Source organism: Chthoniobacter sp., from assembly GCF_040003245.1.
GTDB lineage: Bacteria > Verrucomicrobiota > Verrucomicrobiia > Chthoniobacterales > Chthoniobacteraceae > Chthoniobacter.
Map to the genome: position 1 here is coordinate 17,218 of NZ_JBDUCX010000055.1, position 14,335 is coordinate 31,552.

The 14,335-nt window shown below is 63.2% G+C and carries 14 protein-coding genes and 1 pseudogene; 8 read left to right on the forward strand and 7 right to left on the reverse strand.

The annotated features are described in order from the left end of the window. Positions 1 to 40 precede the first annotated feature (40 nt). On the forward strand, positions 41 to 856 hold the full coding sequence (locus ABJF10_RS09780; RefSeq protein WP_348544374.1) for a cyanophycinase: 816 nt from the start codon (positions 41 to 43) through the stop codon (positions 854 to 856). A gap of 73 nt (positions 857 to 929) precedes the next feature. Here the strand turns inward: ABJF10_RS09780 and ABJF10_RS09785 are convergent, their stop codons facing one another. Continuing rightward, on the reverse strand, positions 930 to 1,478 hold the full coding sequence (locus ABJF10_RS09785) for a toll/interleukin-1 receptor domain-containing protein (protein WP_348544375.1): 549 nt from the start codon (positions 1,476 to 1,478) through the stop codon (positions 930 to 932). Positions 1,479 to 1,689: 211 nt separating this feature from the next. On the opposite strand from ABJF10_RS09785, the gene tal reads away from it, so the two are divergent. Further along, positions 1,690 to 2,682 carry a transaldolase gene (gene tal / locus ABJF10_RS09790; protein ID WP_348544376.1) on the forward strand — a complete coding sequence of 331 codons (993 nt, stop codon included), beginning with the start codon at positions 1,690 to 1,692 and terminating at the stop codon, positions 2,680 to 2,682. Positions 2,683 to 3,153: 471 nt separating this feature from the next. On the opposite strand, the gene ABJF10_RS09795 is transcribed toward tal, so the two are convergent. Both ABJF10_RS09795 and xrt read right to left on the reverse strand, forming a co-directional pair. Next, positions 3,154 to 3,861, reverse strand: a complete 708-nt coding sequence (locus ABJF10_RS09795; RefSeq protein ID WP_348544377.1) for an exosortase-associated EpsI family protein — start codon at positions 3,859 to 3,861, stop codon at positions 3,154 to 3,156. Next, positions 3,851 to 4,897, reverse strand: a complete 1,047-nt coding sequence (xrt, locus tag ABJF10_RS09800; RefSeq protein WP_348544378.1) for an exosortase — start codon at positions 4,895 to 4,897, stop codon at positions 3,851 to 3,853. Before xrt ends, ABJF10_RS09795 begins: the two co-directional genes overlap by 11 nt. Positions 4,898 to 4,982: 85 nt before the next feature. Here xrt and ABJF10_RS09805 point away from each other — a divergent pair, with 85 nt between their 5' ends. From ABJF10_RS09805 to ABJF10_RS09825, 5 genes are all read left to right on the forward strand, one after another. Continuing rightward, a complete protein-coding gene (locus ABJF10_RS09805; protein WP_348544379.1) occupies positions 4,983 to 6,092 on the forward strand; it encodes a glycosyltransferase family 9 protein in 1,110 nt (369 codons plus the stop codon). Next, positions 6,089 to 7,018 carry a glycosyltransferase family 2 protein gene (locus tag ABJF10_RS09810; RefSeq protein ID WP_348544380.1) on the forward strand — a complete coding sequence of 310 codons (930 nt, stop codon included), beginning with the start codon at positions 6,089 to 6,091 and terminating at the stop codon, positions 7,016 to 7,018. The genes ABJF10_RS09805 and ABJF10_RS09810 overlap by 4 nt, the downstream gene beginning before the upstream one ends. Next, entirely contained in the window at positions 7,018 to 7,800 is a 783-nt protein-coding gene (locus ABJF10_RS09815; protein ID WP_348544381.1) for a WecB/TagA/CpsF family glycosyltransferase, read from the forward strand. The genes ABJF10_RS09810 and ABJF10_RS09815 overlap by 1 nt, the downstream gene beginning before the upstream one ends. 37 nt (positions 7,801 to 7,837) lie before the next feature. After that, entirely contained in the window at positions 7,838 to 8,830 is a 993-nt protein-coding gene (locus ABJF10_RS09820) for an NAD-dependent epimerase/dehydratase family protein (protein WP_348544382.1), read from the forward strand. A 70-nt stretch (positions 8,831 to 8,900) separates the two neighbouring features. After that, positions 8,901 to 10,160, forward strand: coding sequence for a glycosyltransferase (locus ABJF10_RS09825; RefSeq protein WP_348544383.1), 1,260 nt, complete (start codon positions 8,901 to 8,903; stop codon positions 10,158 to 10,160). Here ABJF10_RS09825 and ABJF10_RS09830 read toward each other — a convergent pair. Then, positions 10,130 to 10,981, reverse strand: coding sequence for a glycosyltransferase family 2 protein (locus tag ABJF10_RS09830; protein WP_348544384.1), 852 nt, complete (start codon positions 10,979 to 10,981; stop codon positions 10,130 to 10,132). The genes ABJF10_RS09825 and ABJF10_RS09830 overlap by 31 nt on opposite strands. Positions 10,982 to 11,057: 76 nt before the next feature. On the opposite strand from ABJF10_RS09830, the gene ABJF10_RS09835 reads away from it, so the two are divergent. Beyond that, on the forward strand, positions 11,058 to 12,059 hold the full coding sequence (locus ABJF10_RS09835) for a glycosyltransferase family 4 protein (protein ID WP_348544385.1): 1,002 nt from the start codon (positions 11,058 to 11,060) through the stop codon (positions 12,057 to 12,059). Here ABJF10_RS09835 and ABJF10_RS09840 read toward each other — a convergent pair. The 3 genes and pseudogenes from ABJF10_RS09840 to ABJF10_RS09850 all read right to left on the reverse strand — a co-directional run. Next, positions 12,029 to 13,177 carry a glycosyltransferase family 4 protein gene (locus ABJF10_RS09840; RefSeq protein ID WP_348544386.1) on the reverse strand — a complete coding sequence of 383 codons (1,149 nt, stop codon included), beginning with the start codon at positions 13,175 to 13,177 and terminating at the stop codon, positions 12,029 to 12,031. The genes ABJF10_RS09835 and ABJF10_RS09840 overlap by 31 nt on opposite strands. Beyond that, entirely contained in the window at positions 13,174 to 14,106 is a 933-nt protein-coding gene (locus tag ABJF10_RS09845) for a class I SAM-dependent methyltransferase (protein WP_348544387.1), read from the reverse strand. The genes ABJF10_RS09840 and ABJF10_RS09845 overlap by 4 nt, the downstream gene beginning before the upstream one ends. After that, positions 14,106 to 14,335: pseudogene (locus tag ABJF10_RS09850) on the reverse strand (hypothetical protein); the annotation flags it as partial. The gene ABJF10_RS09845 and the pseudogene ABJF10_RS09850, both read right to left, overlap by 1 nt.

The window sequence follows — 14,335 nt, forward strand, 5'->3', positions numbered from 1 at the left end:
TCCTCAGCGGAAATCCGCTTCCCCAAGAAAAGCCCTCCCAATGCGTTTCATCCTGCCCTTTTTTCTGGCCGCCACGATGGCCTTTGCTGAACCGCAGATCGGACCGCCCCACGGCGCCCTGCTGATCCACGGCGGCGGAAGGCTCGGGCGCGAAACGCTCGATGAATTCATCCGGCTGGCCGGGGGAGTGGACGCGAATTTTGTCGTCATCCCGACCGCGGAGCCGGGCGAAGACTGGGGCGAGAGCTACGTCGCCGGTTTCTTTCTCACCCGGGCGGGAGCAAAGCACGTCACGGTCGTCCACACCCGCGACCGCGCCGTCGCGGACACAGCCGCCTTTGTCGAGCCCCTCACCAAGGCCAGCGCCGTGTGGCTCGATGGTGGACGCCAGTGGCGGCTGGCGGACGCGTATCTCGGCACCCGCACGCTCACCGAACTGCGCGGCGTCCTCGCGCGGGGCGGCGTCATCGGCGGCAGCTCGGCCGGCGCCACCATCCAGGGCAGCTACCTGGTCCGCGGCGCGCCCGAGGGCAATACGATCATGATGGCCCAAGGGCACGAAGAAGGCTTTGCCCTGCTGCGCGACTGCGCCATCGATCAGCACGTGATCGCGCGGCATCGCGAGGAAGACATGCAGCCAGTGATCGCCGCGCACCCGGAACTGCTCGGCTTCGGCATCGACGAAGGCACCGCCCTCATCGTCCAGGGCAACCGCGCGCGGGTCATCGGCGCGAGCCGGGTGGTCGTCACCGATCACGGTTACACGCCCGGGCCGGATGGACGCCGCTACTTCTTCCTGAACCCCGGCGCGGAGTTCGACTTGCTCACTCGCCGCCCGGCTTCTTCACCCCAGTAGCGACTGAATTCCTGCCGCGCATCACGCGCTGTTGTCGCATCGTCCTCGGGCCAGGAACGCGAGTGGCCAGCCCTCAGCGCTTTTGATTCCTGCTCTTGGCCTTACTACTCCCCTTCGAGGGCAAACTGGGGCTTGCACCGAGGGTGACTTGGGAAAGGAAAGAGGTCGTGGCCGTCAGCATCTCCACGGCGTTGGGTTGATCGCGCCGCACCCACATCTCCGTGGCGATATCCTGGGCGAGGGCGACCAGTTGGTCCTGCTTGGAAATATCCCGGTAGTGGAATTCGGCCAGTAAAGAAGGCAGCTTCACCCCTCCTTTCGCGGGCATGTAGACCAGGGTGACGATCCGCTTCTTCAGGGCCCAGGCGGCGCCGATCTCAAAAGCCATAAACTCGCTTCCGGCGCTGTTTGCCGTGATGAGGGGCAGAAAAAATTCGGTGTGGGCGATGTCCTTGCGGAGTTGCTTTGCCACCTGGTCTCCACTCGCCAGCCCCGTGGCGGCGTGCGACGTGCAACGGATCTTTCTCATCTCGATGCCTGCCCCAAAGCTCAGGAACGTACACAGCGCCTGCGCGAGCTGATGATCGAGATGCGAATGGCTGAGAAAGACGGAAAGTCCCATGGCGTCTATTTTGGTTGGGTCGAGTGGGCAGCCGCTTAAACCATGTCTGGATTTTTGCCCGCCCAGAGCGAATCTGCCAAGCGTAAAACGGGAGATAACGGATGCCGGGTCTTGTGGCTCGTTCCGCCGGGACATCGCCAAAAATTACCTTTTGCCCAGAACCCCGGCTCCCGTTAGATTAGTCGGCTAAACCATTCAAAAAGACGAAATCATGAGCACCGCTACCGCAGAAGTACCCACCGGCACGAAACTGAGCCAACTCGACGCGCTGAAGAAACTGACCAAGGTCGTCGCCGATACGGGCGACTTCGAGTCCATGCGCGACTACAAGCCGCAGGACGCCACGACGAATCCGAGCCTCATTCTCCAGGCCGCGACCAAGCCCGCTTACGCCCACATTCTCGACAAGGTCGTCGCCGACCGCAAAGGCAGCGGCCTCACTGGCCCCGCGCAGATCGAGGACATCATCGACCATCTGCTCGTCGCTTTCGGCCTCGAAATCCTCAAGATCGTCCCCGGTCGCGTCTCCACCGAGACGGATGCGCGCCTTTCCTTCGACACCGAAGGCAGCATCGCCAAGGGCCGCCAGCTCATCGCTCTCTATGAGAAGGCCGGCATCTCCCGCGACCGCGTGTTGATCAAGATCGCTTCCACGTGGGAAGGCATCAAGGCCGCCGAGGCGCTGGCCAAGGAAGGCATCCACTGCAATCTCACCCTCCTCTTCTCGCTCGCCCAGGCGATCGCTTGCGCCGAGGCGAAGGTGCAGCTCATCTCGCCCTTCGTCGGCCGCATCCTCGACTGGTTCAAGGCTTCGACGAAGAAGGACTACGCGCCGACCGAAGACCCCGGCGTCGTGTCCGTGACGGAGATTTTCAATTACTACAAGAAGTTCGGCTACAAGACCGAGGTCATGGGCGCGAGCTTCCGCAACAAGGGCGAGATCACGGAACTCGCCGGCTGCGATTTGCTCACCATCAGCCCCGCGCTGCTCGGCGAGCTCGCCGCCAGCCACGACCCGCTGCCCAAGAAGCTCGACGCCGCTGCCGCCCAGGCGCTCCCGCTCAAGCAGTTGCACCTCGACGAGAAGACCTTCCGCTTCCTGCTCAACGAAGACGCCATGGCCACGGAGAAGACCGCCGAAGGCATTCGCAAATTCGCCGCGGACATCGTGAAGCTCGAGCAGGTCATCGCCGCCAAGCTCTAAGCGACCACCGCACAGTCATTTGCTCAAGGGCGCTCCTGCAAGGGAGCGCCCTTTTGCTTTGGCTGCCCGGCAAGGCGGTCTCCGTTTTATTTTCCGCTTGCTTTTCAATGTAAACAGTGCTCAAATGAACAAGTCATGGGAGAGATGTGCGCGGGGCTGCGGGGGCTTTTCGGCGGCGAGGGGAGGGGTTCTTTGACACACAAATCGGGAAGTGCTTGATGCAATTGAGATGCAACAAGGCGTCCGCATCTGCCGCTGGACTGGCTATCCGACGGCCTTGATTGGCCTCGGGCCGGTCCAGAGTAAAATTAGGCCGGTCAAGCCTGGTCAAGGCCAGTCAAGGCGGCTCAAGGTTGGAAATTTTTCCCGGCACGGGCGCTGGGTGCATGCTTCGCCAAGAGAGCTAATGCCATTGAATGGCAATGATTGGGAATGATTCCGCGCGGGAGGAGCGCGAATGACTCGCCGCTTCTAGTTCACCGCCGCGATCTGCACCGACTCCTTCTGGATCTTCGGCACGAGCTGCCGGATGAAGTCCTTCATCCAGTCGTCGATGATGCGCTGCACTTTCGGGTCTTGCTCCGAGCCCGGTGGCATTTGGGCGGACACGGTGACGTAGGCCCAGCGCTGGTTGTAGCCGTGCACGAGCCGGTCCTTCATGTCCAGCCAGGTGCGCACGATGTGGGAGCCGGTGGTATCGGTGTGGCCGACAAACCAATAGTAAGTCAGGTTGTAGAACGCCGCCGTATTTCCGTCGGCCAGCGGCATCTTGCCGACGTTCTGTAGCCGCGTGACGCGGATCATGCCCCGGTCCGGCATGGCCACGGGCACGGTGCTCTTGTCGATGATCGTGTAGCCCTGCGCGGGCATGCATCGTTCCGGCCGGTGAATGCTTTTGCTCATGTCCTCTCCCGAGAGTACGATGGACGCGATGATCTCGTAGCCGGCGCCGTTGCGATATGCCTTCCGGGCAAACTCCGTGCCTTTGTCTTCACCGAGCACGCTGCGTTCTTTCTCGGAAACTTGGAGGTCTTTCCCGTACCAGCCCCCGTTCAGGTGGTCTGGCAGTTTCAGTTCGATGCCGACCGGTTGAAATCCGAGCTGATGCGGCAGCAAAAAGATGCTGCCCAGGCCAGCCAGGAGCACCGCGAGGAGAATGGCCAGCCGCCTAGTAGTCATACGAAATGGGGCTGGCGGGTTTGCGTTCGCTCTCTTCGCCGTCCGCTTCCGTCTTGGGACCCGGCTCCGCCTCCGGCGCAGTGATCGTCTTCGCGATCCGGGCGCCGGCGCCGCTCCAGTCGCGATTCAGCAGGTTGCCAAAGGCGACCATCACCAGCACGGCCGAGGGAAAAAAAACAATCAACCCGGAGAGGTCGTGGTACGGGCCGCCGGCGATTTCCGGGTTCCACCACTTGGCGACGAGCACCACGGAAAAGAGCCGGGCGATATTGCCGACCAGCGCAAAGAGAATGGAGCAGCCGAAGATCACCCACCGCTTCCACGCTTCCTTCTGCGTGAAATAGACGTAGAGCGCCGCCAGCATGCTCATGGCCATGAGCGAGCGAATCCCGCTGCAACCGCCCGCGACCTCGAACGAATGACCATCCACATGGATCGTCGTGCCGATGATCTGCACATGAATGCCCAGCAGCCCGCAGAGCACGCCCACGGCTTTCGAGGCCAGCAATTGCAGGGAGACCGTCCCCTGGATGACGCCGCCGATCGGCACCATGAAAAGCATTAGCAGGCACGGGAAAATGAAGATGCGGGCGAATTGCCGGCCGCCCAGGAATTCCGCCGCCCCATAGACGATGAGGGGTACGGCGACGATCGCGATCCGGGGCTGCAGGCAGCGGACCGCCAGGACAAAAAGGACGATTCCCCCGAACACGAAGGCCAGTCCGCGCGCACTGGGCGCTTTCACCACGGACATCAGGTCTCCGCGTCGCAGCCACAGAATCACGGCGATGATTGGGACCAGGAAGCGGCAGTGGACCTGGTCGTTTTCGTCATTCCAGCCACTCCACGCCCACTCTGCCGTCGATTGCCCGCCATTCATGAATACCCGGTAAAAGCCGAAGAAATAGATCAGGACGCCGGCAATCAGCGCGAGCAGCAACGCCCCCACCGGGTCGCGGCGCACCCATGCCAAAACGCCGGCGGCCGTTTCACCGGCGGAAGGAGAGTCGGGGACAGACGTAGCTGCGGAGGACATGGGGCAGGGGACTCTACAGAATCCGCCGCCGCTTTCAATGGGCGCGACCGTCGCCGCCTTGCCACCTTCCGGCGGCAGCTTTAGCATGCCCCGCTTGCCCGCGCCCGACCTCCAACCCACTTCGCCGCGTCCCCGGCTTCTGGTCCTCGAATTTTGGGGTCTGGGCGACCTGACGTTTGCCACCCCGTTCCTGCGCGCCGCGCAGGAACGCTATGACATCACCCTCGTGGGGAAGGATCACGCGGGCCAGCTCCTCCAGCCGACTTTTCCGCAGATCCGTTTCATCAGCTTCGATGCGCCGTGGTCCGCCTACCGCGGCAAGTACGCGCTGTGGCGGTGGAACTGGCAGGACTTGTTCGCGCTCTTTGGCCGTCTGCGCGCCGAACACTTCGACGCCGCTGTGTCGGTGCGAAACGATCCGCGCGATCATCTTTTCATGCTGCTCGCCGGCGCCCGGAGTCGTTACGGATTTCCCACCCGGGGCAGTGACCCGTTTCTCACTCACGTGCTGGTGCGGCGCAGCGCGAGCCAGCACAAGGTGGCGGATTGGTGGGACTTGGGCTGCGTGCTGGGCCTGCCGGGCATGGCCGATGTCGGGCCGCACCTCGATCACCCGCAATACCGTTCGGCTTCGGTCGACGAGCTGTTTGCCGGACTTTCCGGCAAGCCGATCCTCTGCCTGCATCCCGGCGCGCGGATCGCCGTCCGCCGCTGGCCCGAGGAGTATTTCGTCTATATCGTCGAGAAACTCCGGGCGCACTTCGATTTCGATCTCGTCCTGGTGCCGGGGCCGGAAGGGTGCGGTGATGCGTTGACCTCACTGGCGGACCTGGTGGTGCGTCCCCTGGCCGTCCCGGAGCTGGTGGATATCCTCGGGCGGGTGGACCTCCTGCTGTGCAACGATAGTGGCCCCGGTCACATTGCCGCCGCTTGCCATCGCCCCGTCATCCCGCTCTTCGGTCCCACCGATCCCAACTGGTTTCGCCCTTGGGGCGATCAGCATCACGTGGTCATCCGCGACATTTGCCCGTGGCGGCCCTGCTTCGACTACTGCAAGTTTTCCGAGCCCTATTGCCTCACGAAATTGCTCCCGGAACGTGTCTGGCCGGAAATTCGCGACTATCTCCATCGCTTGCTCGAGCGCGGTCTGTTGCCCCGTGAGTTCGGCCGGACGACGAGCGTCGCTTTGACATGAATGCTTCCGTCGCTGCTCTCATTGCCACCTACCGCCGTCCTGCGGAACTTCGGCGGTTGCTGCATTCCCTCGCGCTCTCGGGCAGCAGCCTCACGACGGTGATCGTGGTGGACAACGACGGCAGTGACGAGGGGCGAGCGCTCGTCGAGGCCGCCTTCCCGGGCGCACAGTATGTGAATCCCGGGGCCAACCTGGGCTGTGGCGGAGGTCTGCGCATGGCCGAGGAGGAGGCGCTGCGCTCGGGGGCCGGCGACTTTACCCATCTGCTCATTCTCGACGACGACGCCGTCCTCGTGCCGGACGTCTTGCCCCGCCTGCTGGAGGCGATGGAACGGGAAGAGGCCGATCTGGCTTGCCCGCTGGTCGTCAATGAACGCGGCTTGGTCGGTTGGCTGCCAGGCCTGCCGCGTGGGATGCGGCATGCGAACGGTCTCACCCCGGAGGAATTCCGCCAGCGATTCGGCGGCCAGCCGCACCGCTTCGCCTGGGCTCAGGGGATCTGCCTGCTCGTTTCTCGTCGTGCCATCGAGCGCTGCGGGCTTCATCGCGGCGATTTTTGGGTGCGTGGCGAGGATCTCGAATTCAGCCTGCGGCTCACGGCGCAGGGCTGCGGCATCCTCGTCCCCGCGGTGACGGTGCAGCATCGGCCGCCTCCGGAAAGCACCGGCGTTTCGCGCGAGGCGGAGTATTGGAAACACTGCGCGCTCGTCCAAAATAACGCCTATATCGGCTTTCGTTTATCGCATGGGCATCGCATCGCCTGGACCATCGCCGGTACGTTGCGCCACTTTTTCGGCATCTGGTCGTGGGGGGCGTTCGGCGATGCGGTCCGCGCTTTGTGGCGCGGCGCGGTTTTGGGCGAACCCGCAGGGGCTAGATCGGGGCCGACCTTCCGGGCGCGTGCCGCCGCGCTCCGTTCATCGTGATGAGGATCGAGCGCTTCAACGTTCTCGGCGTCGCCCTGCACGCGATGAACCTGCCCATCGCGACTGAGGCCGTCCTCGAGGCTCTGCGGGAAAAGCGCAAGGGTTACGTTTGCGTCACGGGCGTGCACGGGGTGAGTGAGGCGCAAAAAGATCCTGAGTTTCGTGCCGTACTGAACGCGGCCTTCCTCAACACCACCGACGGAATGCCGCTGGTCTGGCTGGGGCGTCGCGAATGCGGTCCTTGGGTCGATCGCGTCTATGGGCCCGATCTCATGCTGGAAGTATTCCGGGCGACGCAATCCACCACCTACCGGCATTTCTTCTACGGCGGAGCGCCCGGTGTAGCCGAGGAGCTAAAGGCCCGGCTCGAAGCGCAGTTTCCGGGCGTGACGATCTGCGGCACGTTTTGTCCGCCGTTTCGCCCTCTGAATGCGGACGAAGGGGCGGACCTTCAGCGGGCTGTTCGCGACGCCCGGCCGGACATCATCTGGGTCGGGTTGAGCACGCCGAAGCAGGAGCGTTTCATGGCGGAGTATTTGCCCAAGCTCGACACGACTCTCCTGTTCGGCGTGGGCGCGGCCTTCGACTTTCACGCGGGCCGCGTCTCGCAAGCCCCGCGCTGGATGCAGCGCTCCGGCCTGGAGTGGTTTTACCGCTTGTGTTCCGAGCCGCGCCGCCTGGGGCCCCGCTACCTGTTGAACAATCCGCTCTTCGTCTGGCGTATTTTGGGCCAGTTGCTCGGGTGGCGAAAATATCCGCTTGAAGGTGGACCCACGCCGTAGAGAGTGACGCCCCTTATCCCCTGCATTCCCTATTTGTATGAGCAAAATCCTCGTCTGCGGCGCTGGCGGCTTTATCGGCGGCCACCTCATCGCTGACCTCCGCCGCCAGGGCCACACCCAACTCCGCGCGGTCGACAAGAAACCGCTGTCCGAATGGTATCAGCGTTTCGATGGCGTCGAGAGCTTCCAACTCAATCTCGAGCACCTCGACGACTGCGAAAAGGCGGTCGAAGGCTGTGACGTCGTTTACAATCTCGCGGCCGACATGGGCGGCATGGGGTTCATCGAGCTGAACAAGGCGCTCTGCATGCTCAGCGTGCTGATCAATACGCACCTGCTGCTCGCCGCGAAGAAATACCACGTCTCGCGCTTCTTCTTCTCCTCCAGTGCTTGCGTCTACAATGCCGACAAGCAGCGCGACCCCAACGTCACCGCGCTCAAGGAAGCCGATGCCTATCCCGCCATGCCCGAGGACGGCTATGGCTGGGAGAAATTGTTCAGCGAACGCATGTGCCGCCATTTTCGCGAGGACTTCGGCGTCCAGACGCGCGTCGCCCGCTACCACAACGTTTACGGCCCGCACGGCACGTACGATGGCGGTCGCGAAAAGGCGCCGGCTGCCGTGTGCCGCAAGGTCATCGCCGCGAAGCAAAGCGGGAAACACGAGATCGAAATCTGGGGCAGCGGCGACCAGACCCGCAGCTTCATGTATATCGACGATTGCCTCCACGGCACGCAGACCTTGCTGAACAGCGACTTCGTTGAGCCGATCAACATCGGCAGCAATGAACTCGTCTCCATCAACCAACTCGTGGACATCGTCGAGGAAATCGCCGGCGTGAAGCTGACCCGCAATTACAACCTCGTGGCGCCCAAGGGAGTGAACGGACGCAATTCCGACAATGCGCTCATCCAGGAAGTCTTCGGCTGGCAGCCCGCCACGCGCCTGCGCGACGGCATGGAGAAAACGTATCGCTGGATCTACGATGAGATGACCAGCGGGCGCGGCTCCGTCGTCAATCGCTCGTAGCCCGCAGCGTAGATTTACGCACCGCCGGCTTCCCAGCGTCGCTGCCATCGGCTAGTCCATGCGCACCCCCATGAAGCTCCTGGTCTTCGCCCATACGCCGCCGCCTCACCATGGGCAGAGCTACATGGTCAAGCTCATGCTCGACGGCCTCGGCGGCGACCGGCGCCGGGCCGCACCGGGATCGCCCCCGCCCACCGATATCGAGTGCTACCACGTGAACTGCCGCTATTCGGACAACTTCGAGGACATCGGTTCCTATCGCCTCGAAAAGATGTTCCTCGTGCTGCGCTACTGCCTCGAGGCGATCTGGTGCCGCTTTCGTTACGGCGTGCGCGCCTTCTATTACGTCCCGGCGCCGGGCAAGCGCGCGGCGCTGTATCGCGACTGGGTGGTCATGCTGCTCTGCCGGCCGTTCTTCCGTGACTTCATTCACCACTGGGAAGCAGTCGGGCTGGGCGACTGGCTGAACTCGGAGGGCAACTGGTTCGAGCGCTGGGTGACCCACCGACTGCTCGGTCGCTCCACCGTGGGCGTCTCCCTCGCCATTCCGAGCATGCGCGACGCACTCTGGTTTCGTTCGCGGTACGCGGAGGTCGTGGCCAATGGCATTCCCGATCCCTGCCCGGATTTCGAAACGGCGATCCTCCCGCGCCGGCGCGCCCGGCTGGCGGCCCGTCTTCGCCTTCAGGCCGGCCAGCCGCTGGCGGACGCCGACCGGATCGCGGCGGGTGGAGACCCCGAAATTCTCGACGTTCTTTATCTGGCCCATTGCTCGCGGGATAAAGGCCTGTTCGATGCCGTAGACGGGGTGCTGGCCGCGAACAAGGCCCTGCAAATCCAATCTTCGGCGTTACGCTTTCGGTTGACCGTGGCCGGCGGCTTCCTGGAGGCGGCTGAGGAGCAGGAGTTCCAGGCCAGCATTGCCGCCCATTCCACCGCGATCCGCTACGCCGGGTTTGTCAGTGGCGAAGCCAAAGCTGTGCTCCTGGCTTCGTCCGACGCCTTTTGCTTCCCCACTTATTACCCCGCCGAGGGCCAGCCGGTTTGTTTGATCGAGGCCATCGCTTATGGCCTGCCGATCGTCACCACGCGCTGGCGTGCTATCCCGGAGATTCTTCCGCCGGATTATGCGGGTTTCGTCGCCCAGCGATCCCCAGCGCAGGTCGCGACGGCTTTGGTGGCCGCGGCGGTCGAAGACGGCGCCGGATTGCGCGAACATTTTCTCGCCCGCTATACGCTCGAAAAATATGTCCGCGGTCTGCGCGACGCGTTCCGCATCGTCGAGGCAGCCGTGCAGGATCAGGAGCCGGTCGCTCCCGTGGCGAGCTGATGAGGCCAGTCGAAGCCCAGCCGGGACTCCGAGAAGGCGACCCGCTGCCCGGGGCTTTCCTTCGTGTAGAGCGCGTACAGCACCGCGTGCGGGGCGTAGGCGCCCGCTTTCCACTTTCGCCAGCGGTGATGCAGGGATAGCAGGGGCGCCAGGGCTGATTTCCAAGCGGCTCCGCGTAACACTTTCATCTCTTCGGCTCCGCGCGCGGAGGCGCCCAGGTTTGCCCCGGTAAATGCGAAAGCCGCCAGTGGCTCCGGAAGAGTGGCCATCGACACCCGCGCGCGCAGCAAGTCATCCGTCCAGGCCCCATCGCCGATGACCTTCCACTGCAAATCGAAGAAGTGGCCGCGCTCGATGACTGATCGGCGAAAGAAAGTGGCACAGGTCAGCGTATTGAGGTGGACGATCCGCACATGCGCGCGCAACGGCAGCACCATCCGCCGATACGAGAGCGGCGCGCCGTGCTGATCGACAAGAATCGCGTCTCCAAAAAGTACGTCGATCTCCGGGTGCGCCGCAAAGAAATCCCGCACCCGCGCGAGCGCGCCCGGCAGGTACTGTTCATCGCAATTGAGATAGGCGAGAATATCGCCCGAGGCGCGCCGCAGCCCCCGATTGATGGCATCGTACATCCCTTCATCCTTCTCGATGAAAGCGCGCACGCGGGAATCCTTCGGCAGCCACTCCTGCGTGCCATCGTCCGAACCGGCATCCTGAACGATATGCTCGACCTCCACGCCTTGCTGGTCCGCCACGGAAGCGATACAAAGCTTCAGCCATTCTGCATTGCGGAAACTGGGAGTGATGATGGAAAACCGCATGGCCGGTGTCGTCGACGTAGACCGAATTTTGCTCGATCCCGCCAGACAATACCACCAGCGTTCCGTTGGCACCCCGATGAAAATCCTCTTCGATCATTCGCATCCCTTCCTGCTGGCTCACGGCGGGTTTCAGACGCAGATCGAACAGACCCGGGAAGCCTTGCTGGGCCTCGGTGTGGAGGTCGATTGGCTGCGCTGGTGGGACGACGCGCAGTCGGGCGATCTCATTCACTATTTTGGACGTCCCTCGTCCGCCTATATCGAATTCGCCCACGGACGTGGCTTGAAGGTTGTCATGGCCGAGTTGCTGACCGGGCTCGGCTCCCGGAGCGCTTTCGCCCGGCGGCTCCAAACCGCGGCGACCCGCGTCCTGCGGCGCAGCTCTTTCTTCGACCGCATGGGTTGGGATTCCTATACGAAGGCCGATGCGGTCGTGGCTCTCACCCCGTGGGAGGCGCAACTCATGAGCGAGGTATTCGGCGCGCCGCCAGAACGGGTTCATGTGATACCGAACGGCGTCGAGAAGGTCTTTTTAGAGTGCCCGGCTGTCTCCGAGCGCGGCCGCTGGCTGGTCTGCACGGCTACCATCGCGCCGCGCAAACGCGTCGTCGAACTCGCTGCCGCAGCCGTGCTGGCCGGCACGCCGCTTTGGGTCTTGGGACGGCCTTATGCGGAGGACGATGCGTATGCCCAGGAATTCCGGCGGCTGTCCGTCGCGCACCCGGATTTGATCCGCTACGAAGGGAGCATCGCCGACCGCGCGCAATTGGCCCGCATCTACGCCGAGGCCCGCGGTTTCGTCCTCCTGAGCACGATGGAAAGCCTGAGCCTCTCGGCGCTCGAGGCTGCCGCCGGCGGCTGTCCCCTGCTGCTCAGCGATCTTCCGTGGGCGCGCACCACCTTCGGTTCGGCGGCCCGCTATTGCCCTATCGCGGACGCGGCGGTCACGGCGCCGCTTTTGCGCGCTTTCTACGACGACGCGCCCGGGCTGCCCTGTCCGCCTCGTCCGGCCAGTTGGGCAGAGATCGGCACGCATTTTCGCGATCTTTACGCGCGTTTGCTCAAGACCTCGCGGTAGATTTCCAGGTGCCGCCCGGCCACGGCTTTGGGCTGAAAGCGCACCTCGGCTTGTTGGCGGGCATTGCGGGCCACGGTGTCGCGCAAAGCAGATGAGTCGAGCAATGCGGTGAACGCGCGGACCATGCTGCCACCATTAAGGGGATCGCACAGCACGCCAGTTACACCATCCGCGACGAGGTCCGGCACACCGCCGACATTCGCCGCCATCACCGGCACGTTGGCCGCCATCGCCTCGAGCACGGCCATCGGGCAGTTGTCCTCAAGGGAGGGCAGGGCGAGCGCGGTGGCGCGTGCCAGCCAGGTCTTCAAGGCACCGCGATCGGCAAATCCGGCGGCTTCACACCAAGGCCGGGTAGCGAGCAAGGCCCGAAACTCACTCCCGTAGAGATCATCCGGAACATGGCCGAGAAAGACGATTCGGAAACGCCGCCCACCTGCCGCACCATCCAGCGCGCGGATGAAGTCGTTCTGATTTTTCCGCGGAGATATATACCCCACGCAGAGAATGACCGGCACTTCATCGGGCTGCGATGCCACCTCAAAAAAGGATGGGTCGACCGCATTGGGCACCACCCAGGTGCGTCTTGCTTCATGGCGGACGGCTGCCTCCGTGTAGCGGGTAATGCAGACGATTCCATCCGCACGAGGCAAAGTGAAAGACTCCAGGCGCGCCGCCAGCCAGTTGAAGGAAAACGGCCTGGCCCGGTTGACCCGGGCGATCAAGCGCATATTCCCATGGACGGTTAAGACGTTTTGGAAACCGGAAAGTACGGCGCTCAACGCGCAGTCCCTCTCCGTCCCCTGGCCGTGGACGATGTCCGGCTGGATCTCGCGGAGCTTGCGGCGCGCGGCGCGCACGCAGCCCTGGTAACCCGTCCGGAGCCAGCCGAGTTTTGGCACCAACAGGCTGTGGAAAAAGATATTGGGCGCGATTTTTTCGGGTGCTGCCAATGGTTGTTGCGCGCAGGAGACCACATGGATTTCCGCGTCCGGCCATTGTGCAAAGCCCTGCAACAAAGCCTCCGGAGCCGTGCCGAAGCACGGCACTGGATTCGCGTAATCCCGGTCGGATTCCCGCTTGTCGGTAGTCAATATCGCGACCTTGAAGCGGTTCACGGTATGCTAAACTCGACCAGGATCAGATCACTGCCATGATTTTCGTGCTGTCGCGCGCGCATCTTTTTCCAGAGCGCCAGGATTTGTCCCACGGCGCCGATCGCATCCTTTAGAAAAACTGCCCTCGGAGCCGCCGTGTTCGGTCCGTACTTCTGCAGGCGGAAGCTCAGCAACGCTTGCTTCAACGGCCAGTTGCGCGGAGCGAAATGGCGCATCTTCACCCCGAGGATTTCCGCCAGCCGTTGGTAGGAGGCCAGATTCCAGCGCGTCATGTGGTGCGGAGGGTGATTCATGATGTCGAACCAATCGCTCTCGAACGACATCGGTGAATAAGGCGTGCTGAGGAAAACCCGGCCGCCCGTGGCGGTCGCGCGGAGCAGTTCGCGGACAAATTCCACGGGGGTGCCGACGTGTTCCAGGCAATGGAACGAGGTCACGGTTGGAAATTCGCCGCCGGTCAGGAATCCCGCCTCGATCGCGGTGTCCACCGTGCCGCAAAAGGCGTTGAAGCCCTGTGCGCGGCAGCTTTCGATGGCGGGCTCGTTGAGATCCAAGGCGTACTTGTTTTCCCTCGGCACGAAATCCAGGTGCCGGAGAAAATCCCCCTTGCCGCAACCGACGTCGAGGATCTTGCCTGCGCGAGAGCCAGGCTCGCTCTGCAGGAGGCGCGCGACTTCCCCGTACTCCCACCGGAAACCGGGATAATAGGAGGCGAAGCTGCTGACCCATTCATAGAATGCCTTGTTGCCGGGGGTGGGGGGGTCGCAGAACTCCAGGCCGGTTTCCTCGCAGCGCAACAGCGAATAACTGTGCTCCACGATCTCGGGAGGGGCTGCGGCGTGAAAATAGCGGCCGAGTTCGGCGAGCAGAAACTCCTGCGGCAGCTCGCGAATTTTTTGGGCGGAAGCCTGGCTGAATGGCGAGCGCATCACGAATCGATATTGAGCCGTCGCCGAAATTCCGCGAGCAAACGGTCGCCGTAGTCCTGCCAGGTATTCTGCCGGGAACCGGCTTCATGGGCCGCTTTCCCCATTCGCTCATTCAATCCGGGGTCATTGGCCACTTTGAGCATCGCCTCGGCGATTTGCAGAGTATCACGCCCCGGAACGATAAATCCCTCGACTCCATCCCTGACCAGGGTGGTTGCGCCGCCTTCGT

What these genes read in the sequence shown, in the direction of transcription:
- ABJF10_RS09835 (WP_348544385.1), top strand. Translation starts at nt 11,058, where the DNA reads ATGAAAATCCTCTTCGATCATTCGCATCCCTTCCTGCTGGCTCACGGC.
- ABJF10_RS09830 (WP_348544384.1), bottom strand. Translation starts at nt 10,981, where the DNA reads ATGCGGTTTTCCATCATCACTCCCAGTTTCCGCAATGCAGAATGGCTG.
- xrt (WP_348544378.1), bottom strand. Translation starts at nt 4,897, where the DNA reads ATGTCCTCCGCAGCTACGTCTGTCCCCGACTCTCCTTCCGCCGGTGAA.
- ABJF10_RS09820 (WP_348544382.1), top strand. Translation starts at nt 7,838, where the DNA reads ATGAGCAAAATCCTCGTCTGCGGCGCTGGCGGCTTTATCGGCGGCCAC.
- ABJF10_RS09815 (WP_348544381.1), top strand. Translation starts at nt 7,018, where the DNA reads ATGAGGATCGAGCGCTTCAACGTTCTCGGCGTCGCCCTGCACGCGATG.
- tal (WP_348544376.1), top strand. Translation starts at nt 1,690, where the DNA reads ATGAGCACCGCTACCGCAGAAGTACCCACCGGCACGAAACTGAGCCAA.
- ABJF10_RS09845 (WP_348544387.1), bottom strand. Translation starts at nt 14,106, where the DNA reads ATGCGCTCGCCATTCAGCCAGGCTTCCGCCCAAAAAATTCGCGAGCTG.
- ABJF10_RS09795 (WP_348544377.1), bottom strand. Translation starts at nt 3,861, where the DNA reads ATGACTACTAGGCGGCTGGCCATTCTCCTCGCGGTGCTCCTGGCTGGC.
- ABJF10_RS09810 (WP_348544380.1), top strand. Translation starts at nt 6,089, where the DNA reads ATGAATGCTTCCGTCGCTGCTCTCATTGCCACCTACCGCCGTCCTGCG.
- ABJF10_RS09805 (WP_348544379.1), top strand. Translation starts at nt 4,983, where the DNA reads ATGCCCCGCTTGCCCGCGCCCGACCTCCAACCCACTTCGCCGCGTCCC.
- ABJF10_RS09785 (WP_348544375.1), bottom strand. Translation starts at nt 1,478, where the DNA reads ATGGGACTTTCCGTCTTTCTCAGCCATTCGCATCTCGATCATCAGCTC.
- ABJF10_RS09780 (WP_348544374.1), top strand. Translation starts at nt 41, where the DNA reads ATGCGTTTCATCCTGCCCTTTTTTCTGGCCGCCACGATGGCCTTTGCT.
- ABJF10_RS09825 (WP_348544383.1), top strand. Translation starts at nt 8,901, where the DNA reads ATGAAGCTCCTGGTCTTCGCCCATACGCCGCCGCCTCACCATGGGCAG.